Here is a 24359-nt window from a genome sequence, read left to right as displayed (position 1 = left end):
CGTCATTCGCCGCCGTCGGCCGCGGCGTCGCCGCGCGCGGGAATCCGCAGGTTGCGCAGCTTGTGATAAAGCGTCTTCTTCGGCATCCCGAGCGCAACGCTCGCGTCCGCCACGTTGCCGTTGTGACGCCGCAGCATGTCCTCGATCAGCATCCGTTCGAAATACGCCATCTGCTCGGCAAGCGTGCCGCCGGCCGCCGGTTCGCCGCCGGACGACAGCAGGCTGTCGCCGGTCAGGCCGAGCACGAAGCGGTCGGCCACGTTCTGCAGTTCGCGCACGTTGCCGGGCCACGCGTGCGTCATCAGTTCGGATACCTGCGCAGCGGTGACGACCGGCGCCGGCTGTCCGAAGCGCCGGGCGGCCGCGAGCACGAAATGCTCGAACAGCAGCGGCACGTCCTCGCGCCGTTCGCGCAGCGGCGGCAGCTCGATCTGCGCGACGTTGAGCCGATACAGCAAGTCCGCACGGAAGCGCCCGTCGGCCGCGAGCTCGGCGAGATCGGCCTTCGACGCGGCGACGACGCGGCAGTCGACCGGAATCAGCTCGTTCGCGCCGAGCCGCTCGACCACGCGCTCCTGCAGCACGCGCAGCATCTTGATCTGCAGCGGAATCGGCATCGTCTCGATCTCGTCGAGGAACAGCGTGCCGCCGTGCGCCCATTCGATCTTGCCGATGCGCTTCTTGATCGCGCCGGTGAACGCGCCGGCCTCATGGCCGAACAGCTCGCTCTCGAACACCTGCTCGGGCAGGCCGCCGCAATTCAGCGCGACGAAATGCGCGTCGCGCCGGCCGCCGAAGTCGTGCAGGCTGCGCGCGATCAGTTCCTTGCCGGTGCCCGTCTCGCCGGTGATCAGCACCGACACCGACGTATCGGCGAGACGCAGGATCTTCTTGCGCACGTCGGCCATCGCGGGCGACTTGCCGAGCACGAACGCCTCGATCCCCTGCCAGTTGCCGAGCGCCGCGCGCAGCCCTTGCACCTCGAGCGTGAGCCGACGCTTCTCGACCGCGCGCGCGACGCGCCCGGCGATCACGTCCGACGAAAACGGCTTCTCGATGAAGTCGTACGCGCCGTCCTGCATCGCGCCGACGGCCGTCGAAATGTCGGCGTGGCCGCTGATCAGCACGACCGGGATCTGCGCATCGACGGCCATCACGCGTTCGAGCAGCTGCAGCCCGTCGATGCCCGGCATCCGCACGTCCGACACGATCACGACGGGGGCGCCGGGCGCGACATGCGCGAGCGCGTCGGCGGCCGACGCGAATGCGTCGACCGGGAACCCGGCGAGCGCGACGGCCTGCTCGACGCCGATCCGGACGTTTTCATCGTCCTCGACGACCAGCACGCGAATCTCATCTTCCATGCTCTGTCCTTTGTTGCGGCGTCACCGCCGCGAATTCGATGGTGAACTGCGCGCCGCCAGCGTCGCGGTTCGTCGCGGCGATCTTCGCGCCGAACGCCTCGACGATGCGCGACGTGATCGCGAGGCCGAGCCCGAGGCCCTGGCCGCGCGGCTTGGTGGTGACGAACGGCTCGAACAGGTGCGGCAGCACCTCGGGCGCGATGCCGGCGCCGCTGTCGGCGACGGTGAAGCGCACGCGGCCGCCTTCGTCCGCATCGTCCGCATCGTCGACTGTGGCGGCTTCGATGACGATGCGCCGCACGGGCGCGTCGTGCACCGCGTCGAGCGCGTTGCCGAGCAGGTTCACGATCACCTGCTGCAACTGGCTCGATTCGGCGGACACCGTCGTGCCGGGCGCGATGTTCACGTCGAGCTGCACGCCTTCGTCGCGGATCCGCGCATCGTAGATGAGCCGCGCGTGCGCGACGGCCTCGTTCAGCGACACGGCGACGCGCTCGACGTCGGGCTTGCGCGCGAAAGTCTTCAGCTCGCCGGTGAGCACGGCCATGCTGTCGACCAGCTTGCCGATCCGTTCGAGATTGGCGTAGGCCGGCGCCGGCTGGCCGCGCTCGAAGAACGTGCGCGCGTTGTCGCACAGCGTGCGGATCGCGACGAGCGGCTGGTTCAGCTCGTGCGTGAGGCCGGCGGCCATCTGCCCGAGCACCGCGAGCTTGCCCGCGTGCACGACTTCCTGCTGCGAATCGCGCAGCCGCTGCTCGGTGCGCTCGCGTTCGACAATCTCGCGCTGCATCCGCTCGTTCGCGGCCGTCAGCGCGGCGGTGCGCTGCGCGACGGTCAGCTCGAGCCGGTCGTTCGCGCGGCGCAGCGCGTCCTGCGCGTTCAGCCGTGCGACGATCGCCCGGCGGCGCTGGATCGCGTAGCCGACCAGCAGCGCGGCGATCAGGAACGCGCCGGTGACGAATACGAACGCGGTCTGCTGCTGGCGCCGCGCGCCGGCGATGTCGAGCAGCACCATCAGCGAATCGCCGGCCTGCGGCGCGGGGCGCGACATCACGAGATAGCGCGTGCTGCGGCCCGCGTGACGCGGGTCGGGGAACGTGCCGAACCATGCGGCGGCGCTGCGGTCGCCGATGTGGCGGTACGGCAGCACGTCGACCGTGCGGCCCGCGTATTGCCGTGACGCCTGGATGTCGCGCTGCTGCTGCGCGGTGATCGGGCGCAGCGCGGTGAATTTCCACGCCGGCTCGGTCGAGATCACGACCACGCCGTTGCCGTCGACCACCATCGCGGCGACGCCCGGCGCGCGCCATGCGGATTCGAGCGGGTCGACGCTGATCTTCACGGCCGCCGCGCCGATCGGCACGCCGTCGTCGCGCACCGCGCTCGCGAAGTAGACGCCCGGCACGCCGGTGTTGGTGCCGATCCCGAAGAAGCGGCCGCTGCCGTGTGCGAGGGCATCCTTGAAGTACGGCCGGTACGACACGTTGGTGCCGACGAAGCTGATCGTCTCGTTCCAGTTGCTGGCGGCGATCACTTCGCCCCGCAGGTCGATCACGTCGACGGCGCCGCTGCCCGCGTCGCGGTTCACGGCTTCGAGATACGTGTTCGCCGTGTGCGTGAGCGCGGGCCGGTCTTGCGGCGCGGCTTTCAGCAGCGCGCGCACGCCGTCCTGGCGGGCGACCAGGCCGGGCAGGATCTCGAAGCGGCCGAGTTCGCTCTTCAGGCTCGACGCATACAGGTCGAGCCGGTGCGCGCCGGTTTCCTCGAGCGCGTCGATCGCGCGTTCCCATGCGAAATCGACGGCCGCGCCCGCCACGCCGACATACAGCACGGCGGCCGATACCCAGCCCCACCACGGGATTCCCTTGAAGCTCTTCTGCACGTTCGCCCTCATCGATGCCCGCAACCGGTCGTCCGCCACCGGTCGTCCGCAACCGTCCTGCCACAACGACGCGCGCCGCACGCCGGCAGGGCCGGCGGCGGCGCGTGCGAAGCAGCCTGCGCGACGGTGCGCGCGGCCGCGCATTATCCGAAGTGCGCGACCAGGATCAGCGTCACCGTGACGACGATCGCGCCGCCGATGCGCGTCGCGATCTGCGCGAACGGCATCAGCTGCATCCGGTTCGCGGCGGTCAGGATCGCGACGTCGCCGGTGCCGCCTTGCCCGCTGTGGCAGGCGTTCACGATTGCGGTGTCGATAGGGTACATCTTCAGCAGGCGGCCGACCACGAAACCGGTGCCCATCAGCGTCGCGACGGTCGACACGATCGTGACGACGTTGACGATCGTGAAGGCGGCGGTCAGCTTGTCCCACGGCGTCATCGCGACGCCGATCGCGAACAGCAGCGGATACGTGACGGCGGTCGAGAAGAACTTGTAGACGACGAACGCGCCTTCCTGCAGCGGCGGCGACACCGCGCGCGCGAGCTTCACCAGCACCGCGAGGAACAGCATCGCGACCGGCGCGGGCAGGCCGAACAGCTTGTGCGCCATCAGGCCGACGAGGTACAGCGTGATCGCCGTGATGCCGGCGCCCGCGATGTGCGTGACGTCGACGTGGCCGCGGATTTCCTCGCTTTCCGGCGTCATGTCGCCGCTTTCGCCGACTTGCAGCCGGCCATTGCCGGTCAGGTGCGGCAGGCGCTTGCCGAGCATGTCGAGCGCGCCCGACAGGATGATCGCGGTCAGGCTGCCGAGCATCACCGGCGGCAGCACCATCGCGAACATCTCGCCCTGCGGCAGGTGCATCAGTTCCGAATAGCCGATCGACAGCGGAATCGCACCTTCGCCGACGCCGCCCGCCATGATCGGCACGACGATGTACAGCAGCGTGTGGCGCGCGCCGAGGCCGAGCGCGGTGCCGACCGCCGTGCCGACGATCGCGGCCGCGACCGAACCGGCGGCGAGCGGAATGAAGATCTTCACGAAGCCCTGGATCAGCACGCGCCGGTCCATGCTCAGGATGCTGCCGACGATGATCGACGCGATGAACAGGTACAGGAAGTTGGTCGACTTCGTGAACTCGACCGTCAGGTTCAGCACCGGCTTCGGCAGCACGTGGTAGTAGGTGAGCGCCGACGGCACGAAGGTCGCGAAGATCGCGGCCGCGCCGATGTTGCGCAGGAGCGGCAGGCGCTTGCCGAGTTCGGCGCAGGTGAAGCCGAAGAACGCGAGCACGGCGATCGCCATCGAAATCTCGCCGGGCACCTTGCCCGTCACCGCGAAACCGACGATCAGCCCGAACAGGATCACGTAGACCGGCAGCGGGATGATGCCGACGCGGATTTCCATCAGCTTCCACCAGCCTTCCGGCCAGAAACGTTCGCGCGTGGCGGGACCGGCTTCGGCAATGGCCTCCGGACGGGATTGGGTATGGATAGAGGTCTGCAAGACGTGTCTCCTGATGTTGGAATGCCTGCATGGCTTCGCGGCATCGTGTGCCGTCTATTACGCAACCCCCGTGCCAGGAATCCTGGCCTGGCGGAATATTTTCAATGCATTGATTTTCAAGGGATTTGTTTCGTCTGCGGAAAGGGTTGCCGCGGCAGGCTGGCCGAGATTTCGGAATCCGCCCGGCGGCCAGGCCGAGATTTCGGCCGGATGGCCGGCCGCGCACCCGCCCGCGCATCGGATCGCGCGCCATATCGCCGCACGCGATTTTCTTCGCACAATCGCTTCGTAGACCGCCTTCCTGCCGCTCTCTATCATCGGCTGATCCTTTTCCGATGCGACGACGACTGTCCGGAGAACGCCCGCGCGTTCGCCGCGGCGTCGCTCATCCGTCGATACCGTCTTTGGACAGGAGAGTGGTTCTCATGCTGCATGCCGTTTTTTCCGCCCGCTTTTCCGCCGGCCGCGCGGCCCGCCTGCTGGCCGCCGCGCTGCTCGGCGTCGTGATGCTGAACGGCGCCCGCGCCGACACCGCGCCGCTGAAGGTCGGCCTCTCGACGAGTCCGCAGATCGATGCGCTGAAGGTTGCCGCGAAGGAGGCGAAGGCGCAGGGCCTCGACGTGCGGATCGTCGAGTTCACCGACTGGAATACGCCGAACGCGGCGCTCGCGAACAAGGACATCGACGTCAACTACTTCCAGCACATCCCGTTTCTCGAGAACGCGAAGAAGCAGGGCGGCTACAACTTCGTATCGATCGCGCCGGGCACGATCATGAAGATCGGCCTCTACTCGAAGAAGGTGAAAAGCTTTGCCGAGCTGAAGGACGGCGCGCGCGTCGCGATCGCGAACGATCCGGTGAACGGCGGGCGCGGGCTGCTGCTGCTGCAGCGCGCGGGCCTCATCACGTTGAAGCCGGGCACCGACTACCGCGCGACGACGCACGACATCGTGTCCAACCCGAAGCACCTGAAGATCATCCCGCTCGAGGCGTCGCAGCTCGCGCGCTCGCTCGACGACGTCGACCTCGCGCAGGGCTACCCGAGCTTCATCAAGCTGGCCGGCACGACCGACCCGAACAGCGCGCTGCTGTTCGATGGCACCGAGAACAAGAACTTCGCGATCCAGTGGGTCGTGCGCCCCGAAAGCGTGAACGATCCGCGCATCCGCAAGTTCATCGCGATCTACCAGCACTCGCCGGCGGTGCGCCGTGCGCTCGACAACGCGTTCGGTTCGCTGTACGCGATCGCGTGGTGACGGAGGCGACATGACGACGGCGAACCGCAAGAAGATCCTCCTCAACGCGTTCAACATGAACTGCGTCGGGCATATCAACCACGGGCTGTGGACGCATCCGCGCGACCGCTCCGCGCACTACACCGATCTCGACTACTGGGCCGATCTCGCGAGGACGCTCGAACGCGGCAAGTTCGACGGGATCTTTCTCGCGGACATCGTCGGCGTGTACGACGTGTTCGGCGGCGGCCCGGACGCCGCGCTGCGCGAATCGGTGCAGGTGCCGGTGAACGATCCGCTGCTGCTGGTGCCCGCGATGGCGCAGGTCACGCAACATCTCGGCTTCGGCGTGACCGCGAACCTGACCTACGAACCGCCTTACCTGTTCGCGCGCCGGATGTCGACGCTCGACCACCTGACGAAGGGGCGCGTCGGCTGGAACATCGTGACCGGCTATCTCGACAGCGCCGCGCGCGGGATGGGCCTCGCGCAGCAGATCGGCCACGACGACCGCTACGAACGCGCGGACGACTACATGGACGTCGTCTACAAGCTGTGGGAACAGAGCTGGGACGACGACGCGGTGATCCGCGACGCACGGGCGCGCGTGTTCGCGCAGCCCGGCAAGGTGCGGCGCGTGAAGCACGACGGGCCGTTCTATTCGGTCGACGCGATCCATCTGAGCGAGCCGTCGCTGCAGCGTACGCCGGTGCTGTACCAGGCCGGTTCGTCCGCGCGGGGTGTCGAGTTCGCGGGACGGCATGCGGAGTGCGTGTTCGTGAACGGGCAGAGCAAGGCCGCCGCGCGCGCGGCGGCGCTCGATATCCGCGCGGCCGCCGCACGGCAGGGGCGCGACCCGGCATCGATCAGGATTTTCGCGGGCGTGAGCGTCGTGACCGCCGAGACCGAACGGCTCGCACGCGAGAAGTTCGACGAATACCGCCGCTACGCGAGCCCGGAAGCCGGCCTCGCGCATTTCGCGAGCTCGACCGGCATCGACTTCGCGCAGTACGGCCTCGACGAGCCGATCTCGTACGTGAAGACCGACTCGATCCAGTCGGCCGTCGACGCGATCTCGCGCAAGAGCACGACCGGTACGTGGACCGTGCGCCGGATGCTCGAACAGATGTCGCTCGGCGGCCGCTATGCGCCGATCGTCGGTTCGCCGTCGCAGGTCGCGGACGAACTACAGGCGTGGATCGACGAGACGGGCATCGACGGTTTCAACCTGACGCGCACCGTGATGCCCGAGTCGTTCGAGGATTTCGTCGACTGGGTCGTGCCCGAGCTGCAGAACCGCGGCATCTACAAGGAAGACTACGATCCCGCGCCGACGCTGCGCGGGAAGCTGTTCGGCGCCGGTGCGCGGCTGCCGGCCTGGCACACGGGCGCGCGGCACCGGCCGGCCGCCGCGCCGGCGCCGGAACCCGCGCATCCCGCGCATGCCTGAACGCGACGGAGCGAAGCGATGACGCAATTGTTCGATACGCTGGGTTTCATCGAGACGTCCGCCGTGCGGGCTGGCGCCGGTGTTGGCGCAGAGGCGCGCGAGGTGCATGAGGCGCATGAGGCGCATGAGGCGCATGACGAAGCGGCCGTGCGCGCCGCCGGCGCCGCCGTATCGCTCGCGCACGTCGGCAAGGTGTTCGCGACGCCGCGCGGCCAGGCCGCCGCGCTGCGCGACGTGACGCTCGACGTGCGGCGCGGCGAGGTGTTCGGGATCATCGGCCGCAGTGGTGCCGGCAAGTCGACGCTGCTGCGGCTCGTCAACGGCCTCGAACGCCCGAGTTCGGGCAGCGTGCGCGTGCAGGGCGTCGACGTCGGCGCGCTCGACGAGGACGGGCTCGTCGCACTGCGGCGTCGCACCGGCATGGTGTTCCAGCATTTCAACCTGCTGTCGGCGAAGACGGTGTTCGAGAACGTCGCGCTGCCGCTGAAGATCGCCGGCGTGCCGAAGGCCGAGCGCACGCGCAAGGCCGAGGCGTTGCTCGACCTCGTCGGGCTTGCCGCGAAACGCGACGCGTATCCGGCGAGCCTGTCGGGCGGCCAGAAGCAGCGTGTCGGCATCGCGCGGGCGCTGGTGCACGATCCGGAGGTGCTGCTGTGCGACGAGGCGACGTCGGCGCTCGATCCCGAGACGACGCAATCGATCCTCGCGCTGCTCGCCGATATCAACCGCCGCCTCGGGCTGACGATCGTGCTGATCACGCACGAGATGGAAGTGATCCGCGCGGTGTGCGACACGGTCGCGGTGATCGAACAGGGCGAGGTCGTCGAAACGGGCCCGGTGTGGCGTGTGTTCGGCGATCCGCGCCACGGGGCGACGCGCGCGCTGCTCAGCACGCTCGTGCACGACCTGCCGGCCGAACTGGCCGCACGCGTGCAGCCGTTGCCCGAGCAGGCCGCGCTGCCCGACGGCGCGCAGGTCGTGCTGGACGTCCGTTATACGGGCGAAAGCGCCGGCGAGCCGGACGTCGGCGCGCTCGCGGCGGCGCTCGGCGGCTCGGTGCGCTTTCTGCACGGCGGGATCGAGCGGATCCAGGGGCATGCGCAGGGGCGTCTCGTGATCGCGGCATCGCCGCGCGCGGACGACGCCGGCCACGCGCCGGCACGCGGCGGCGCGGTCGCCGCGTTGCTCGAACGCGCGCGCCGCCATGCGAACCACGCGGAGGTGCTCGGCTATGTTTGAACTCTGGTGGCCCGAACTGCTCGACGCGATCCGCGACACGCTGTCGATGGTCGCCGCGTCGGCCGCGATCGCCGCGCTGATCGGCATTCCGCTCGCGGTGATCCTCGTGACGACCGCGCCCGGCGGCATCTACGCGCGGCGCGGCGTGAACGCGGTGCTCGGCGCGCTCGTCAACGTGTTCCGCTCGACGCCGTTCATCATCCTGCTCGTCGCGTTGCTGCCGTTCACGCGCGTGCTGATCGGCACGACCATCGGCGTGTGGGCGGCCGTCGTGCCGCTGTCGATCGCCGCGATTCCGTTCTTTGCGCGGATTGCCGAAGTGAGCCTGCGCGAAGTCGATCGCGGGCTGATCGAGGCCGCGCTCGCGATGGGGGCGAAACGCCGCCACATCGTGTGGCACGTGCTGCTGCCGGAGGCGTTGCCCGGCATGCTCGGCGGCTTCACGATCACCGTCGTCGCGCTGATCGGCTCGACCGCGATGGCGGGCGCCGTCGGCGCGGGCGGGCTCGGCGATCTCGCGATCCGCTATGGCTATCAGCGTTTCGACACCACCGTCATGGTGACCGTGATCGTGATCCTGATCGCACTCGTTTCGGCCGTGCAAATCACGGGCGACCGCCTGGTCCGACGCGTGACCCGGCGTACCTGAGCGGCGCCACGAGCGCCGGCTCCTTTCATTCAAGACCCTGAGAGAACGATACCCATGACCTTGCCCACCGGCGCGCCGCGCGAATGGAACGGACAATTCGAGGAAGCGCTGTTTCTGGAGGTCGCGCGACGCCATCGTCCCGGCTTTCCGGACAAACTGGCGACACCGCCGCGCGAGCCGCACTGCGAAGACGAGTTCGCCGCCGTCGCCGACTACTACACGAAGATGGCGTCGCACGACCTGTTCATCGTGCAGGTTGTCGCGAAGGCGATCGACACGCTGTTCCGCGACGATCCGCATTTCCAGCTGATCCTGTCGCGCCAGCTCGGCGACGACGGCGCGCACGCCGTGATCGGTCGCGAACGCGTGACCGAACTGACGGGCCGCGATCCGCTGCCGGAAGTCGAGCGGCTCGTCGCCGCGCACTGGGAACGCATCGGCGATATCGCTGTGCGCGACGTCGCGGGCTTCCTCGCGTTCGAATGGCATTACGAGCTGCACATCCTCGCGAAGCTGTGGATCCAGCGCAAGACCGGCCGCATCGCCGATGGCGCGATGCGCGAGCACGGCGAGAACCGGATCCGCCCGGATGAGGAGTGGCATCGCGTGCAGATCGTCCAGTGGTGGTTCGACACGTTGAAGGCGCTGCCGGCCGCGGAGCGCGACGCGCTGATCGACCGCGTGATCGCGGCCGACGAGGAAACGCAGGCGCGGCTCGACGGCTATCTGCATGACGAATACGCGCACACCGCGCACGTGTTCGGTGCGGATATCGCCGAATATCGCGCGATCTACGACGACTGGCGGCGCGAGATCCTGTCGCGGCTGACCGGCCGCCGGCTCGGCGCGCTGGCGCCGTTGTCCGATGAAGTCGTTGCGCACGAAACCCTTCCACAGGAAGCCGTCGCATGAACGATCCCCGCGGCCCGGCGACGTTGGCGCCGGAAACCGATGCACGCGCGATCGACGCCGATGCGCTCGCACGTGCGATCGACGCGCTGCGTGCGACGGCTGCCGCGCGCGATCGCGCGGGCGGTCATGCGGCCGACGAGAAGCAGCGGCTCGCCGACGCGGGCCTGCTGACGCTCGCGGTGCCGCGCGAATTCGGCGGGCAGGAAGCCGCGTGGCCGGCGATCTACGACACGATCCGGCGGATCGCGCGCGTCGACAGCGCGCTCGCGCATCTGGTCGGATTCCAGATCCTGCAGGTGGTGAGCGTCGACGTGTGGGGCAACGCGGCACAGCGCGAACGCTATCTGCGCGGCACCGTCGAGCATCGCTGGTGGTGGGGCAATGCGGTCAACCCGCTCGATACGCGGCTGGTGGCGACCGCGACGCCGGACGGCGGCTACCGGCTCGACGGGGTGAAGGGCTTCTGCTCGGGCACGCGCGGCTCGCAGCGGATGACCGTGTCCGCGCACGATCCGGAAACGGGCCGTGCCGTGTTCGGCGTGGTGCCGACCGATCGTGACGGGATCACGGTCGATGAGGATTGGGATCCGATCGGGCAGCGCCAGACCGACAGCGGCAGCGTGCGCTTCGACGGCGTGACGCTCGCGCCGGACGACGTGCTGCACCGGTCCGAGACGCCGCCGACGCCGCGCGCGACGCTGCGCACGCTGGTGTCGCAGTTGGTGCTGACGAACCTGTTCGTCGGGCTCGCGGAAGGCGCGCTGGCCGAGGCGCGCGACTACGTGCTGAAGCACGGCCGGCCGTGGATTGCCTCCGGCGTCGCGCAGGCGAGCGACGATCCCTATACGCTGCAGCGCTTCGGCGACATGCGCGTGCAGGCGGTGGCGGCGGCATCGCTGGCCGACCGCGCGGCCGTCGCGTTGCAGCGCGCATGGACACGGCGCGACGCGCTGACGGCCGACGAACGGGCCGACGTGGCGCTCGTCGTGTCGGACGCGAAGATCGTCGCGCAGCGCGCGGCGCTCGAGAACGGCGAGGCGCTGTTCGATGCGTGCGGCGCCCGCGCGACGGCCGCGTCGCTCGGCCTCGACCGCTTCTGGCGCAACGCGCGCACGCATACGCTGCACGATCCGCTCGACTATCGGCTGCGCGATGTCGGCCGGTACGCGCTGACGGGGGAGTTGCCGCAGGCGTCGCTTTATACGTGACGACATGACGACCGGGCCGCCGTGCGGCGGCCCGGTCGCCCGAGCGACGATGCTGGACGCCCGGAATGATATGTTATATCGTATCGATACAATATATCATCACATCACCAACGTCCCGCATCCGGAATCGCCTGATGAACACCGCACCCCCGCCGTCCACGCGGCTTCCCGTGACCGTCCTGTCCGGCTTCCTCGGCGCGGGCAAGACGACGCTGCTCAACCACATCCTCAACAATCGCGAAGGCCGGCGTGTCGCGGTGATCGTCAACGACATGTCCGAGGTCAACATCGACGCCGCGCTCGTCCGCGATGGCGGCGCGGGGCTGTCGCGCACCGACGAGAAGCTGGTCGAGATGAGCAACGGCTGCATCTGCTGCACGCTGCGCGAGGACCTGCTGATCGAGGTCGACCGGCTCGCGCGCGAAGGGCGCTTCGACCAGCTCGTGATCGAATCGACCGGCATCTCGGAGCCGCTGCCGGTGGCCGAGACCTTCACGTTCGAGGCCGAGGACGGCCGCAGCCTCGGCGAAGTCGCGCGGCTCGACACGATGGTGACGGTGGTCGATGCGTTCAATTTCCTGCGCGACTACGCGTCGCGCGACAGCCTGCAGGCGCGCGGCGAATCGATGGGCGACGAGGATGTGCGCACGGTCGTCGATCTGCTGATCGACCAGATCGAGTTCTGCGACGTGATCGTGATCAACAAGATCGACCTGATCGACGCGCCCGCGCGCGAGCGGCTGATCGCGCTGCTGCGCGGCCTGAATCCGCGTGCGCGGATCGAGATCGCCGAGTTCGGCAAGGTGCCGCTCGAGCGCGTGCTCGACACCGGTCTGTTCGATTTCGACGCCGCGTCGCGCGCACCGGGCTGGCTGCAGGAGATGCGCGGCACGCATACGCCGGAGACCGACGAATACGGGATCCGCAGCTTCGTCTACCGCGCGCGGCGGCCGTTCCATCCGCGGCGCTTCTTCGCGCTCGTCGACAGCGAGTGGCCGGGCGTGGTTCGCTCGAAGGGCTTCTTCTGGCTGGCGACCCACCCGACCATCGCCGGCTCGTGGTCGCAGGCCGGCGCGGTCGCGCGGCACGGGCCGGCCGGTCACTGGTGGGCGGCCGTGCCGCCCGAGCGCTGGCCGCAGGACCCGGAGGCCGTCGCGCAAATTCGTTCGCGGTGGGACGAGCACGTCGGCGATGCGCGGCAGGAGCTGGTCCTGATCGGCATGGACATGGACGAGGCCGCGCTGCGTGCGCGTTTCGATGCGTGTTTGCTGACCGACGCCGAGATGGCCGCCGGCCCCGACCACTGGAGCACGTGGGACAACCCGTTTCACGACTGGACCTGACCCGCACGCGCTTCCTGCATCGAACCGGATGGAGAAGGCGCCCCACCGGATTCCGAGCATGAATGCACCGCTACCCGATATCTCCGTGACCGACGCCGCAGCGCGCCACCGCCCGCTCGAATGGGTCGGGATGCAGGGCATCGATCTGCCCGTCGTGGTGGACGAGCCCGGCTGCCGGCGCGACGTGCATGCGCGCGCCGACGCGCAGGTCGACCTGCCCGCGCCGGATGTGAAAGGCATTCACATGTCGCGGCTCTACCGGCTGCTCGACGGGCTCGGCGACGGCGAAGCGCTGTCGGCGGCCGGCTTGCGGCGCTTGCTGCACGCGATGGTCGACAGCCATCGCGACTGCGACACGCGCAGCGCGCGGCTGCGGCTGCGCTTCGACCTGCTGGCGCGCCGCCGGGCGCTGGTGACGGAAGGGCTGGCCGGCTGGAAGTCCTATCCGGTGCGTGTCGATGCGACGCTGACGGGCGACGTGTTCGCGCTGCACGCGCAGGTCACGATCGTCTATGCGTCGACGTGCCCGTGCTCGGCCGCGCTGTCGCGGCACTGGGTCGAACAGGCGTTTCTGGCCACGTTCGGTCGTGAGGCACGCGTGGCGCCGGCCGCGGTGGCCGCCTGGCTGCAGCGCCATGCGACGGCGGCGACGCCGCACAGCCAGCGCAGCGAAGCCGTGGTCGGCGTCGCGTTGCCCGCCGGCGATGCGCCGCTTGGGTTGCTCGATCTGATCGATCGCGTCGAGCACGCACTCGGCACGCCGGTGCAGACCGCCGTCAAGCGCACGGACGAGCAGGCGTTCGCGGTGCTGAACGGCGAGAACCTGATGTTCGTCGAGGATGCCGCGCGGCGCGTGCAGGCCGTGCTGGACGGTGCCTATGCGAATCCGCGCGTGCACGTGCGCCATCTGGAAAGCCTGCATCCGCACGATGCGGTCGCGTGGGCCGCATGATGCGCCGGTCTCTCCGATCCGCCGCGGGGAGTCGCGCATGCTGATCCGCAAACTCTTCCGGTTCGAGAACGCCCACATCGTGCGCGGCTGCAGCACACGGCGCTGTTCGCATTCGATCCACGGCCATTCCTACCGGGTCGAACTGCTGCTCGAAGCGCATGCGCTCGACAACGGGCAGATGGTGTACGACTTCGGGTTGCTCAAGGGCGACGTGCGCGACCTGGTCGACGCGTTCGATCATGCGGTGACGCTGTGGTCCGGCGACGATCCCGGTTACGTCGACGATATGCGTCGGCATTCGGAGCGCTGGGTGCTGCTGCCTGTGTCGCCGAGCGCCGAGCAGTTCTCGCGCGTGCTGTTTCGTCTCGTCGATGCGGTGCTGGCCGGCACCGCGATGTCGAACGGCGAGGCCGGCGTGCGCCTGCATTCGGTCATCGTGCACGAGACCGAGACCGGCTATGCGCAATGCTTTCGCGACGACGCGTTCAATCCGCGCATGGGCCGTATCGACCTCGACGCGATCGTGTTTTCGCCGGCCGTTGCCGCGCAGTGGCGCGATCCCGGATTGTTCGATCGGCTCGTACGCGACGGCGTCGATTCAACCAAGGAATCCTGATGATCAGAAAGAACCCGCGCGGCGACCTCCCGCACATCCACCCGAGCGCGTTCGTCGATCCGACCGCCATTCTGTGCGGACGCGTGATCGTCGAGGAGAACGTGTTCATCGGCCCGTATGCGGTGATCCGCGCGGACGAAACCGATGCCGACGGCCGGATCGAACCGATCGTGATCGGCGCGCATTCGAACATCCAGGACGGCGTGGTGATCCATTCGAAGTCGGGCGCGAGCGTGACGATCGGCCGGCACACGTCGATCGCGCATCGCGCGATCGTGCACGGGCCGTGCAAGGTCGGCAACGGCGTGTTCGTCGGCTTCAACAGCGTGCTGTTCAACTGCACGATCGACGACGGTTGTGTCGTGCGCTACAACGCGGTGGTCGACGGCTGTCACCTGCCGGCGGGCTTCCACGTGCGCTCGACCGAACGCATCGGGCCGGAAACCGATCTCACCGCGTTGCCGCAGGTGACGGCCGATGCGAGCGATTTCTCCGAGGACGTCGTGCGCACGAACAATGCGCTGGTGCTCGGCTACAAGAATATCCAGAACGCGTTCTGAACGATGACGGACCGCATGCGACCGCGAGCCGATCACGGTGACGATGACGAACCCGGCGCGGTGGCACGGCGTCACGCAGGCCTGCTCGTACACGGCGGCACGGTGATGACACCCAACGGTGCCGAACGCATCGACGTGGCATGCGCGGGCGGCCGTGTGGTGGCGCTCGGCACGTTGCACGGCAGCTGGAGCGCCGACGTGCTGCTGGATGCCGGCGGACTGCACGTGCTGCCGGGTGTCGTCGACAGCCAGGTGCATTTCCGCGAACCGGGCCTGACGCACAAGGAGACTTTCGAGGCCGGTACGCGCGGCGCGGTGCTCGGCGGTGTCACGACGATCTTCGAGATGCCCAATACGCAACCGCTGACGCTGGACGAACAGGACCTGCGCGCGAAGCTGGCGCTCGCGCGCGGCCGCGCGTGGTGCGATTACGCGTTCTATATCGGCGGCTCGGCCGTGAATGCGGAACGGTTGCCGTCGCTCGAGAACCTGCCCGGCTGCGCGGGCGTCAAGGTGTTCATGGGCAGTTCGTTCGGCGACCTGCTGGCCGACGACGACACCGTGCTGCGCCGCATCCTGCGACACGGCCGCCGCCGCATGGCCGTGCACGCCGAGGACGAAGCGCGGCTGCGCGCACGCAAGGCGATTGCGGAGGCGAGCGGCGACGTGCGCGACCATCCGCGCTGGCGCGACGCGCAGAGCGCGCTGCTCGCGACTCGGCGCATCGTCGGGCTGGCCGCCGAGACCGGCCGCCGGCTGCATGTGCTGCACGTGTCCACTGCGCAGGAAATGGCATTTCTCGCGCGCCACCGGCGGCGCGTGACGGTCGAGGTCACGCCGCATCACCTGAGCCTGCATGCGCCCGATTGCTACGAGCGATTGCGCACGTTCGCGCAGATGAATCCGCCGGTGCGCGAACGGCATCACCAGCACGCGCTGTGGCAGGCGATCCGTGACGGCCTGGTCGACGTGATCGGCAGCGATCACGCGCCGCATACGCGCGAAGAAAAGGCGCGGCCCTATCCGCAGTCGCCGAGCGGGATGACCGGCGTGCAGACGCTGCTGCCGCTGATGCTCGACCACGTGCATGCCGGCCGCCTGAGCCTCGCGCGGCTCGTCGACCTGACGAGCGCCGGGCCGGCGCGGATCTTCGGCATCGCGGGCAAGGGGCGGATCGCGCTCGGCTACGACGCCGATTTCAGCATCGTCGACCTGCGCGCGCGCAGGATCATCCGCGACGACTGGATCGCGAGCGTCAGCGGCTGGACGCCCTACGACGGTTGCGCGGTCACCGGCTGGCCCGTGCACACGGTCGTGCGCGGGCGGGTCGCCGTGCGCGACGGTGCAATCGACGGACAGCCTGCGGGGCGAGCCGTCACGTTCGTGGATGCGGCACCGCCGGACGCGGCAGCGGCGGGGTAAGCGTCGTACCGACGACGCCGAAGCGCCATCGGCGCGGTTGCGCCGATGGCTTGCGTACCCGCGTCAGCCAAAGGTCCGCCGACGCTACGCGGCAGGACGCCGATTACCAGCGATAGCCGACGCCCGCGCCCGCACCGAACGACCCATGGCCCGACACCGCCGTCGTGATCGAGCCCTTGACGAGCCACTTCGTCGTTGCGACGGACAGGCCGACCGCCATGGCGCTTTGACCGCCGTACGTGCCGCCGCCGAGCGCGACGACCTTCTCGCCGGGCAGCACGGCTTGCGGCAGGTTCGCCATTGCGATCGCGCTCGCCGTGCCCGCATCCGCGTCCTTGCGGTACTTCGACATTTCCGCGCGAACCGAGTTGATCGCGCCGTTCAACTGGCGGACGTTGACGCCGTCCGTCGGCGCCGTGCCGTCGGCCACGTTGGTCAATTGACGCTCGGCGCCCGGCGCGCCGATCGAGACCGTGTTGTCGCGATCCGCGACCGAGTTCGCGCCGAGCGCCACCGAGTTGCTGGCGCTCGCGCGGCTGTTCGTGCCGATCGCGGTGGAGTCCGTGCCGGACACGTTCGAGCCGGTGCCGATCGCCGTTCCGTTTGCCGCGGTGACTTTCGAATTCGTGCCGATCGCCGTCCCGTTCGCGGCGGTGACGGTCGAATTGACGCCGACTGCCGTACCGTTGTCGCCCGAGACATTGGCGCCGTTGCCGACCGCGGTCCCGTTGGGGACGCTGACCGACGTGTTCGTGCCGATCGCGGTATCCGTCCCGTCCGTCACCGTGCCGCTCGGGACGCTCGACGAGATCTTGCCGACGGTCGTCGTCAGCGATGCGAGGTCCGTCGTCAATGTGGAGACCTGGCTTGCGATCGAGAACAGCTGCGAGCCGTTGACGGCGTCCGTGCTGGTCGCGCTGATCGCCCCGGCCGCGACGTTCACGATCTGCCGCTCGGCGCCGGCGCTGCCTACGCTGACCACGCCGACCGGCGTGCCCGCGAAGCCGCTGTAGCTGACGCCGTTGAGCGTCACGCCGCTCACGGTCGTGAACGCACGCGTGGTCGCGTTCGAACCCAATGCGACGGAGTTCGCGTCGGCGGCGTTCGCGCCTTCGCCGATGGCGACCGCGTTCACGGCGGAGGCCGTCGCACGGGCGATGGCGACGCTGCCGGTTGCGGATGCCGAGCTGTCGATGCCGAGCGCGACCGCATCGCCGGCGCCGGCGTTGGCCTGGAAGCCGAGTGCCGTACCGCCGGCTGCCACGCTGCCCTTGCCGACGGCCGTCGAGAAGGTCGCGGTGGCGCTCGCGCCTTGCCCGACCGCCGTCGACTGGTCGACCGCCGATGCGCCCTGACCGAAGGCCGACGCGGTCGTTCCGTTCGCGATTGCGCCGTCGCCGACTGCCGTCGCCAGGGTACCGGTTGCGCGGGTCAGCGCGCCGAGCGCCGTCGCGTGATCTCCGGTGGCGGCGGAATCGCCGCCGACCGCGGTCGCCTGCGTGCCGGTCGCGCCGGCCAGGCGGCCGATCGCGACGGTTTCGCTATACGCGCCGGTCGACGAACCGGAGTTCGCCACCGCCGCGGTACCGATCGCGACGTTGTCGCAACCCGTTGCGCTCGCGGGATACGTGCTGCTCCCCGAGATCGCGATGTTGCCGACACAGCTCCCCGACGTTTCGGTCGACGTGCCGTTCTGCACATAATCGGCCCGCGCGGGCGCGGAGGCCGCGAATGCGACCATGGCTGCGCTGACCGCGACCGCGAGTGCGGCTTTCGACTTCCTCGGTGCGCGTTGTGCCGAAATGCCCAACCCTCGTTGATTCTCGTTCATCTTGTTTTCCCAGGCTCAATAAAAAAGTCGTGTTGCGGCTTGCGTGGCTCCGCGCGCAATTTCCCGATCGCATCGATGCTTTCGTGTCTCTTTCATGACGGACGTCGATCTCCCGATTGACGAAATGAAAGGTGTACTAATGAAACTGAGCATTCGCCGGTCTTGAGTCGACGGGAAGCGAGCGCGGATCGCAGCTACGGGTTGCTGTCACGACCCCATGCGAACTCCGGGGATCCGAAGCTCGAGTCGTGACGACGCATTTTGATTGGCCTCGGCCGCGCACATGTTTGCCGCGGCGTCTGAACGCTATGATTCGGAGGAAATGGGTTGGGTGATGTGCGGGAGGACATGGCGGGCGATCGCGAGCACCGTTGCAGGGGTGTCGCCCGATAACGGGACGCGCGACCGGGGAGCGTGACCGTCGAGTTGCACCCGGCTTCGTGCGGAAAGGAGAGGCGGCAGCGCCGCCCCTGACCTTTTTGCGTGCCTAGATCGGCAGGCGCACCGTCTGCTTGATGCGCTTCAGCGGAATCTCGGTTTCGACGTTGCGTACGCCTTCGATCTGCGTGAGCGTTTCCATCTGAAAGCGCTGATAGTCGTCGAGATCCTTCGCGATGACGCGCAGCAGATAGTCGTAGCTGCCGGCCATCAGATGGCATTCGAGCACTTCGGGCGCCTGCTCCATCTCGCGCGCGAAGCGTTCGACGGTGGTCTTGTCCTGACGCTCCAGCGTGACGCGCACGAAGGCCGTGAACCGCAGTTCGACGGCCGCCGGGTTCAGCAGGGCGACGTAGGCGTCGATGACGCCCTGTTCCTCCAGCAAATGAACGCGGCGCAGGCAGGGTGTGGGCGAGAGGCCGGCCTGCTGCGCGAGTTCGGCATTCGTCTGGTTCGAGTTCCGTTGCAGCGCGCGCAAAATGCGTCGATCGATCGCGTCCAGTTTGATTGGCATGTTTGACTACCGATGAGGTCGATGTTGGAGAATAACGCCAAATCTGCCCTCGAAACTAGCCGACTTCGCAGCCATTCTCCACGCCAGGTTGCCGATAATCGGATGACTGCCTGGCCCCGGGGGCGCGTGCGATTCCCGCCCGTCCTTCCCGGCGCCGCCTTCCGGAGAGTCCCGATGCCGCACGTCGCCTGGTTGCCGTTCATGGCCACCTCCCTTCTGATCATTCTGACCCCGGGCCAGGACATGGTGCTCGTGATGTCGCGCACGCTATCCGGCGGCACACGGGCGGGCCTCGTGACCGCGGCGGGCGTCAGCGTCGGGCTGCTCGTGCATACGATGCTCGCGACGCTCGGGCTGGGTGCGCTTCTGCAGGCATCCGAATGGTTGTTCACTGCATTGAAGCTGATCGGCGCGCTGTACCTGCTGTACCTCGGCATCACGCTGCTGCGTTCGTCGGGCGAGCTGACGCTCGCGAGCAACCGCGACGTGCCGGCATCGCGGCTGCGCACGTTCGCGCAAGGCGCGCTGTCCAACGTGTCGAATCCGAAGGTCGCGCTGTTCTATCTCGCGTTTCTGCCGCAGTTCGTCCCCGCGGGCGCCGCGCATCCGATGCTGTCGCTGTTCGTGCTCGGCACGACGTTTGCCGGCCTGACGTTTCTCGTCAAGGGGCCGGTCGCGCTGTTCGCCGGCCTGCTGTCGACGTCGATCCGGCGCAATCCGCGCATCCTGACCCGCATGCATCGGGTGAGTGGCGCGGTCCTGCTCGCGCTGGGCGTGAAGCTGGCGCTCGAGCGCCGGTGACGATGCTCACTGCGCTGGCAGCGCGTCCGCCAACGCGCGCATCGCGTCCACCGTCTCCGGATTCGCGGGGAAAAACGCCTCGATCGCGAGCTCCGACAGCGTGACGTCGACCGGCGTGCCGAACACCGTCGTCGTGCTGAAGAACGTCAGCTCGCCCGCTGCCGTGCGCAGCCGCAGCGGCACGGCGATATCGGCGTAGTCGGCGCGGGCATGCGTGTCGTCGGGCTGCCCGGCCGGCGCCGGATACGCGGCGAGTTCGTCACGCAATGCATGCAGCGTACGGTCGCCGCTCGCGTCGATCTGCCGTTGCAGCCGGTGCAGGATATGCGCGCGCCATTCGTGCCAGTTGACGATCTGCGCCGCGAGGCCGTCGGGATGCAGGCTCAGGCGCAACACGTTGACGGGCGCTTGCAAGAGCGCCGGATCGGCCTGCGTGACCAGCGCGCCGAGCATCCGGTTCGCGGCGAGCAGCGTCCAGTGGCGATCCACCGCCAGTGCCGGGTAGGGCTCGTGGCCGCGCAGCACGGCTTCGACCGCGTGGCGCGCCGCGTCGAGTTGCGGATCGGAGAACGGCCGCTCGCGAAACAACGGCGCATAGCCGGCCGCGACGAGCAGCGCATTGCGCTCGCGCAGCGGCACGTCGAGGCGCTCCGCGAGATGCAGCACCATGTCGCGGCTCGGCTGCGCGCGTCCCGATTCGACGAAGCTCAGGTGCCGGGCGGACACCTCCGCCTCGAGCGCGAGCGCCATCTGGCTCAGGCGCCGGCGTTGACGCCAGGTACGCAGCAGCGGGCCGATGCCGGACGCGCGGCCGGCGGACGGTGGGAGCGAATGGCGGGCGGCGGTCGAGTTCATGGTCACGATGATAGGCAATCCCGCGTGCGCCGGGCATTACCTGCGAGGTAAGCATTCCGGATCGGCGCGCGTTGCCGATTCCGCCGGTTGCCACCCGAGGCCCCCCGCGGCCCTTTTCACCCCCCCGCATTCCATTCCCTGACGCGCTCCGACGCTGCGTTACCATAGCCTCCGTGCCAACTGAGAGGCGGCGCCGGACCCACGACCACAACGCCCGGGCCGGTCGCCGCGTATGTTTACGACAAGGCATTCCAGGGGAATCCAACAATGAAAAGACTCGCCGTCCGCGTCGCCTGCGTGGCGATGCTCGCGCTCGCCGCGACCAGCGGCCACGCGCAAACCGAAGCCGCGCAGGTCGAAATGAGGGCTGCCGCCGCGGCCGCCAACAAGGCCGTCGTGAACGGGCCCGCCGATATCGACGTCAAGCACGAAGCCGTGCTGAAGCTGAAGGAAGGCGAATCGTTCGTGCCGGCCGCCGAAGCCGGCCGCTACCTGCGCTCGATGGGCAACTCGATCGACGAATCGAAACTGGTCGGCCTCGTGCTGCCCGAGGATCCGGGCGCCGACTGGATCTCGGTCGTGTCGTTCGAGCCGAGCGGCTACATCCGCGACGACGACGCGAAGGACTGGAAACCCGACGAATTGCTGAAGAGCCTGCAGGCCGGTACCGAGGAAAGCAACCCGGCGCGCAAGGAGCGCGGCCTGCCCGAAACCGAGGTGGTCGGCTGGGCGCAGGCGCCCGCGTACGACGCCGCCACGCACCGGCTCGTGTGGTCCGCGATCATCCGCGACAAGGGCGCGGCGGCCAACGCCGCGAACGACGGCGTGAACTACCGGACGCTCGTGCTCGGCCGCGACGGCTACCTGTCGCTGACGATGGCATCGACGCTCGCCGATCTGCCGAAGTACAAGGCCTCGGCCGACGACCTGCTCGCGAACATCCGCTTCAACGACGGCAAGCGCTACGCCGATTTCAACCAGTCGACCGACCACGTCGCCGAATACGGTCTCGCGGCGCTGATCGTCGGCGTCGGCGCGAAGAAGCTCGGGCTGCTCGCGCTGATCGGCGCGTTCGCCGTGAAGTTCTTCAAGATCGGCGCGATCGCGCTGCTGGCGGGCGGGGCGGCGCTGAAGCGCTTCTTCGGACGCAAGCCGAAGCCGGCGGCCGTGCCGGTCGTCGCCGAGGCAACCGACGCAGCCGACGCAGCCGACGCAGCCGCCGTGCCCGGCGCGGAGCGCAAGGAATGACGAAGCTGCTGCTGTTGATCTTCGGCGGCCTGAAGCTCGGCAAGGTGCTCATGTCGGCGGGCACCATGCTGGCGTCGATCGCGGTCTACGCGCTGTTCTACGGGTGGCGCTTCGCGGCCGGTTTCGTCGTGCTGCTGCTGGTCCACGAAGCCGGCCACTACGTGGCCGCGCAGCGGCGCGGGCTCGACGTCGGGCTGCCGACGTTCATCCCGTTCGTCGGCGCGTGGATCCAGCTGAAGGAGATGCCGCACGACGCCGAGACCGAGGCATACGTCGGGCTGGCCGGGCCGTTCGTCGGCACGCTCGGCGCGCTGGCCTGCTACGCGGCCGCGCGGCACTACGACAGCAACCTGTTGCTCGCGCTGTCCTATACGGGCTTCTTCCTGAACCTGTTCAACATGATCCCGCTGTCGCCGTTCGACGGCGGGCGCATCACGGCGGTGCTGTCGCCGCGGATCTGGTTCGCGGGCGTGCCCGTGCTGATCGCGCTGTTCGCGTACCGGCCGAGCCCGCTCCTGATCGTGATGGCGATCCTTGCGCTGCCGCAGCTGAAGCGCGCATGGCGCTACGATCCCGACGCGCCGGAAAACCGCGCGTACTACGCGACGTCGGTCGAGACGAAGACCACCTACGCGCTCTGCTACGTCGGCCTGCTCGCGTTTCTCGCGCTGATGACGTCCGGCGTGCACGACATGCTGCGCGTCGCGCATTCGGCCGCCTGATCGATGTGAAAAACGGCGGCCGCTCATGCGCGGCCGCCGTCGTTTTTTCCTTCCCGCCGCAGCTCAGGCGTCGCGATGACGCAGCTCGACGCGCTTGATGTCCTTCACGATCACCAGATAGCTGAGGACCGTGACGAGCGCGTTCAGCCCGACGAACACGAGCGCGCCGTTGAACGAGCCGCTCGCGCCGACCAGGTAGCCGATCGCGATCGGCGCGACGATGCCGGCCGTGTTGCCGAACATGTTGAACAGGCTGCCCGACAGGCCGATCGCCTCCTTCGGCGCGGTGTCCGCGACGACGGCCCAGCCGAGCGAGCCGATCCCCTTGCCGAAGAACGACACGGCCATCAGCACGATCACCAGCGCTTCGCTGTCGACGTAATTGCAGCCGATGATGACCATCGACAGCAGCATCCCGCCGACGATCGGGATCTTGCGCGCGCGCGTCAGCGACACGCCGCGACGGATCAGCATGTCCGACAGCATCCCGCCGAGCACGCCGCCGAGGAACCCGCAGATCGCCGGCAGCGACGTCATGAAGCCGGCCTTCAGCAGCGACATTCCGCGCGCCTGCACGAGGTAGATCGGGAACCAGGTGAGGAAGAAATACGTGAGCACGTTCACGCAGTACTGGCCGAGATAGACGCCGAGCAGCATCCGGTTCGACAGCAGCTGGCGCACGTAGTACCAGCCCGCGACGCGGCTGCTTTCAGCCCCGGCGCCGTTGCCGCGCGTCCCGGTCGGCCGGCCCGTCGTGCGTACGAGGCCGCCGCCTTGCTCGATATGCTCGAGTTCCGCGCGGTTCACCGCCGGATGGTCGACCGGATCCTTCATCACGCGCAGCCACAGGAACGCGAGCGCGATGCCGGCGAGCCCGAGCCACAGGTACACGTGGTGCCAGCCGTACGCATGCGTGAGCCACGCCATCAGCGGCGAGAACACCACCGCCGCGAAATACTGCGCGGCGTTGAAGATCGCCGACGCCGTGCCGCGCTCGGCGGTCGGGAACCAGCTCGCGACGACCTTCGCGTTCGCGGGAAACGCGGGCGCCTCGGCGATGCCGACCGCGAAGCGCATCGCGAACAGCGCGGCCACCGCGAACGCGGCGCTGCCGCCGAGGCCGATCGTGCTTTGCAGCAGCGTGAACGCCGACCACAGGAAGATGCTCGCCGCATACACGCGGCGCGCGCCGAAGCGGTCGAGCAGCCAGCCGCTCGGCAACTGCGCGAGCACGTATGCCCAGCTGAACGCCGAGAAGATGTAGCCCATCGTCACCGGATCGATGCCGAACGCCTTGCGGATCGGCGTGCCGGTGATCGACAGCGTCGCTCGGTCCGCATAGTTGAGCGTCGTGACGACGAACAGCATCGCCAGGATCCAGTAGCGCACGGCGGTGCGGCGCGCGCAGCCGGCGAGTTCGATCGGAAGATCGCGAGGGGTGGTCTGATTGGGCACTTTAATGTACGTCGTCGTATAACATGGGCGAAAGTTTATGAGTAATGGTGGCGTGCAGAAACCTCGGGTTTTCCCTCTGGATGCCGACGCGAAAGGGTAAGAATGTCGTGCTTTGGCCGAATGGATAAGGGTTTGCGGCCTGCGGTCACGCAACG

At 68.6% G+C, this 24359-nt stretch carries 22 protein-coding genes; 14 read left to right on the top strand and 8 right to left on the bottom strand.

All coding sequences use genetic code 11. The features are described 5' to 3' along the window. Positions 1-2: 2 nt before the first annotated feature. The 4 genes from U5771_RS25950 to U5771_RS25935 form a co-directional block, all read right to left on the bottom strand. Entirely contained in the window at positions 3-1364 is a 1362-nt protein-coding gene (locus tag U5771_RS25950; protein WP_322026617.1) for a sigma-54 dependent transcriptional regulator, read from the bottom strand. Continuing rightward, positions 1354-3258, bottom strand: a complete 1905-nt coding sequence (locus tag U5771_RS25945; protein WP_322026616.1) for a sensor histidine kinase — start codon at positions 3256-3258, stop codon at positions 1354-1356. The genes U5771_RS25950 and U5771_RS25945 overlap by 11 nt, the downstream gene beginning before the upstream one ends. A gap of 131 nt (positions 3259-3389) precedes the next feature. Beyond that, complete coding sequence (locus U5771_RS25940) at positions 3390-4754, bottom strand: 2-hydroxycarboxylate transporter family protein (protein ID WP_322026615.1); 1365 nt, start codon at positions 4752-4754, stop codon at positions 3390-3392. Positions 4755-4811: 57 nt separating this feature from the next. Then, complete coding sequence (locus U5771_RS25935) at positions 4812-5072, bottom strand: hypothetical protein (protein WP_322026614.1); 261 nt, start codon at positions 5070-5072, stop codon at positions 4812-4814. A gap of 107 nt (positions 5073-5179) precedes the next feature. On the opposite strand from U5771_RS25935, the gene U5771_RS25930 reads away from it, so the two are divergent. The 11 genes from U5771_RS25930 to U5771_RS25880 all read left to right on the top strand — a co-directional run bounded on the left by U5771_RS25930 (position 5180) and on the right by U5771_RS25880 (position 16340). Then, the gene (locus U5771_RS25930) at positions 5180-6010 is read left to right on the top strand and encodes a MetQ/NlpA family ABC transporter substrate-binding protein (protein WP_322026613.1); all 831 of its coding nucleotides are present in this window, start codon (positions 5180-5182) and stop codon (positions 6008-6010) included. 10 nt (positions 6011-6020) lie between these two features. Further along, positions 6021-7439: an LLM class flavin-dependent oxidoreductase gene (locus U5771_RS25925; protein ID WP_322026612.1), complete on the top strand. Its 1419-nt coding sequence runs from the start codon at positions 6021-6023 to the stop codon at positions 7437-7439. 18 nt (positions 7440-7457) lie between these two features. Then, positions 7458-8678 carry a methionine ABC transporter ATP-binding protein gene (locus U5771_RS25920; RefSeq protein WP_322026611.1) on the top strand — a complete coding sequence of 407 codons (1221 nt, stop codon included), beginning with the start codon at positions 7458-7460 and terminating at the stop codon, positions 8676-8678. After that, positions 8671-9327, top strand: coding sequence for a methionine ABC transporter permease (locus tag U5771_RS25915; protein ID WP_047902352.1), 657 nt, complete (start codon positions 8671-8673; stop codon positions 9325-9327). Before U5771_RS25920 ends, U5771_RS25915 begins: the two co-directional genes overlap by 8 nt. A 54-nt stretch (positions 9328-9381) precedes the next feature. Then, on the top strand, positions 9382-10239 hold the full coding sequence (locus U5771_RS25910; RefSeq protein ID WP_322026610.1) for a hypothetical protein: 858 nt from the start codon (positions 9382-9384) through the stop codon (positions 10237-10239). Further along, positions 10236-11447, top strand: coding sequence for an acyl-CoA dehydrogenase family protein (locus U5771_RS25905; protein ID WP_322026609.1), 1212 nt, complete (start codon positions 10236-10238; stop codon positions 11445-11447). Before U5771_RS25910 ends, U5771_RS25905 begins: the two co-directional genes overlap by 4 nt. A 134-nt stretch (positions 11448-11581) precedes the next feature. Continuing rightward, the gene (zigA, locus tag U5771_RS25900) at positions 11582-12790 is read left to right on the top strand and encodes a zinc metallochaperone GTPase ZigA (RefSeq protein WP_322026608.1); all 1209 of its coding nucleotides are present in this window, start codon (positions 11582-11584) and stop codon (positions 12788-12790) included. Between the two features lie 58 nt (positions 12791-12848). Then, positions 12849-13742: a GTP cyclohydrolase FolE2 gene (folE2, locus tag U5771_RS25895; protein ID WP_322026607.1), complete on the top strand. Its 894-nt coding sequence runs from the start codon at positions 12849-12851 to the stop codon at positions 13740-13742. A gap of 37 nt (positions 13743-13779) precedes the next feature. Beyond that, a complete protein-coding gene (locus U5771_RS25890; protein WP_322026606.1) occupies positions 13780-14358 on the top strand; it encodes a 6-carboxytetrahydropterin synthase in 579 nt (192 codons plus the stop codon). Then, entirely contained in the window at positions 14358-14918 is a 561-nt protein-coding gene (locus tag U5771_RS25885; RefSeq protein WP_322026605.1) for a carbonate dehydratase, read from the top strand. The genes U5771_RS25890 and U5771_RS25885 overlap by 1 nt, the downstream gene beginning before the upstream one ends. Positions 14919-14933: 15 nt before the next feature. Next, complete coding sequence (locus U5771_RS25880) at positions 14934-16340, top strand: dihydroorotase (protein WP_322026604.1); 1407 nt, start codon at positions 14934-14936, stop codon at positions 16338-16340. Between the two features lie 103 nt (positions 16341-16443). On the opposite strand, the gene U5771_RS25875 is transcribed toward U5771_RS25880, so the two are convergent. Beyond that, positions 16444-18171 (bottom strand): YadA family autotransporter adhesin, encoded by a 1728-nt coding sequence (locus U5771_RS25875; protein WP_322026603.1) that lies wholly within the window; start codon positions 18169-18171, stop codon positions 16444-16446. 487 nt (positions 18172-18658) lie between these two features. Further along, complete coding sequence (locus tag U5771_RS25870) at positions 18659-19123, bottom strand: Lrp/AsnC family transcriptional regulator (RefSeq protein ID WP_044845745.1); 465 nt, start codon at positions 19121-19123, stop codon at positions 18659-18661. Between the two features lie 174 nt (positions 19124-19297). Between U5771_RS25870 and U5771_RS25865 the strand changes: the two genes are divergently transcribed. After that, entirely contained in the window at positions 19298-19924 is a 627-nt protein-coding gene (locus U5771_RS25865) for a LysE family translocator (protein ID WP_322026602.1), read from the top strand. A 6-nt stretch (positions 19925-19930) separates the two neighbouring features. Here the strand turns inward: U5771_RS25865 and U5771_RS25860 are convergent, their stop codons facing one another. Beyond that, complete coding sequence (locus U5771_RS25860; RefSeq protein WP_322026601.1) at positions 19931-20779, bottom strand: helix-turn-helix transcriptional regulator; 849 nt, start codon at positions 20777-20779, stop codon at positions 19931-19933. Positions 20780-21046: 267 nt separating this feature from the next. Between U5771_RS25860 and U5771_RS25855 the strand changes: the two genes are divergently transcribed. Beyond that, positions 21047-22027 carry a DUF2167 domain-containing protein gene (locus U5771_RS25855; RefSeq protein WP_322026600.1) on the top strand — a complete coding sequence of 327 codons (981 nt, stop codon included), beginning with the start codon at positions 21047-21049 and terminating at the stop codon, positions 22025-22027. Continuing rightward, on the top strand, positions 22024-22749 hold the full coding sequence (locus U5771_RS25850; protein ID WP_322026599.1) for a site-2 protease family protein: 726 nt from the start codon (positions 22024-22026) through the stop codon (positions 22747-22749). The genes U5771_RS25855 and U5771_RS25850 overlap by 4 nt, the downstream gene beginning before the upstream one ends. Before the next feature lie 63 nt (positions 22750-22812). Here U5771_RS25850 and U5771_RS25845 read toward each other — a convergent pair whose 3' ends face one another. Next, the gene (locus U5771_RS25845) at positions 22813-24204 is read right to left on the bottom strand and encodes an MFS transporter (protein WP_322026598.1); all 1392 of its coding nucleotides are present in this window, start codon (positions 24202-24204) and stop codon (positions 22813-22815) included. Positions 24205-24359: the final 155 nt, after the last annotated feature.

The organism is Burkholderia sp. BCC1977, assembly GCF_905339595.1.
Lineage (GTDB): Bacteria > Pseudomonadota > Gammaproteobacteria > Burkholderiales > Burkholderiaceae > Burkholderia.
Note: the sequence above shows the minus strand (reverse complement) of the source record. Positions and strands in the feature narration are given on the sequence as shown.

Coding starts and splice junctions, on each gene's coding strand:
- U5771_RS25950 (WP_322026617.1), bottom strand. CDS start 1,364: ATGGAAGATGAGATTCGCGTGCTGGTCGTCGAGGACGATGAAAACGTC.
- U5771_RS25945 (WP_322026616.1), bottom strand. CDS start 3,258: ATGAGGGCGAACGTGCAGAAGAGCTTCAAGGGAATCCCGTGGTGGGGC.
- U5771_RS25935 (WP_322026614.1), bottom strand. CDS start 5,072: ATGATAGAGAGCGGCAGGAAGGCGGTCTACGAAGCGATTGTGCGAAGA.
- U5771_RS25930 (WP_322026613.1), top strand. CDS start 5,180: ATGCTGCATGCCGTTTTTTCCGCCCGCTTTTCCGCCGGCCGCGCGGCC.
- U5771_RS25925 (WP_322026612.1), top strand. CDS start 6,021: ATGACGACGGCGAACCGCAAGAAGATCCTCCTCAACGCGTTCAACATG.
- U5771_RS25920 (WP_322026611.1), top strand. CDS start 7,458: ATGACGCAATTGTTCGATACGCTGGGTTTCATCGAGACGTCCGCCGTG.
- U5771_RS25915 (WP_047902352.1), top strand. CDS start 8,671: ATGTTTGAACTCTGGTGGCCCGAACTGCTCGACGCGATCCGCGACACG.
- U5771_RS25910 (WP_322026610.1), top strand. CDS start 9,382: ATGACCTTGCCCACCGGCGCGCCGCGCGAATGGAACGGACAATTCGAG.
- U5771_RS25905 (WP_322026609.1), top strand. CDS start 10,236: ATGAACGATCCCCGCGGCCCGGCGACGTTGGCGCCGGAAACCGATGCA.
- zigA (WP_322026608.1), top strand. CDS start 11,582: ATGAACACCGCACCCCCGCCGTCCACGCGGCTTCCCGTGACCGTCCTG.
- folE2 (WP_322026607.1), top strand. CDS start 12,849: ATGAATGCACCGCTACCCGATATCTCCGTGACCGACGCCGCAGCGCGC.
- U5771_RS25890 (WP_322026606.1), top strand. CDS start 13,780: ATGCTGATCCGCAAACTCTTCCGGTTCGAGAACGCCCACATCGTGCGC.
- U5771_RS25885 (WP_322026605.1), top strand. CDS start 14,358: ATGATCAGAAAGAACCCGCGCGGCGACCTCCCGCACATCCACCCGAGC.
- U5771_RS25880 (WP_322026604.1), top strand. CDS start 14,934: ATGCGACCGCGAGCCGATCACGGTGACGATGACGAACCCGGCGCGGTG.
- U5771_RS25875 (WP_322026603.1), bottom strand. CDS start 18,171: ATGAACGAGAATCAACGAGGGTTGGGCATTTCGGCACAACGCGCACCG.
- U5771_RS25870 (WP_044845745.1), bottom strand. CDS start 19,123: ATGCCAATCAAACTGGACGCGATCGATCGACGCATTTTGCGCGCGCTG.
- U5771_RS25865 (WP_322026602.1), top strand. CDS start 19,298: ATGCCGCACGTCGCCTGGTTGCCGTTCATGGCCACCTCCCTTCTGATC.
- U5771_RS25860 (WP_322026601.1), bottom strand. CDS start 20,779: ATGAACTCGACCGCCGCCCGCCATTCGCTCCCACCGTCCGCCGGCCGC.
- U5771_RS25855 (WP_322026600.1), top strand. CDS start 21,047: ATGAAAAGACTCGCCGTCCGCGTCGCCTGCGTGGCGATGCTCGCGCTC.
- U5771_RS25850 (WP_322026599.1), top strand. CDS start 22,024: ATGACGAAGCTGCTGCTGTTGATCTTCGGCGGCCTGAAGCTCGGCAAG.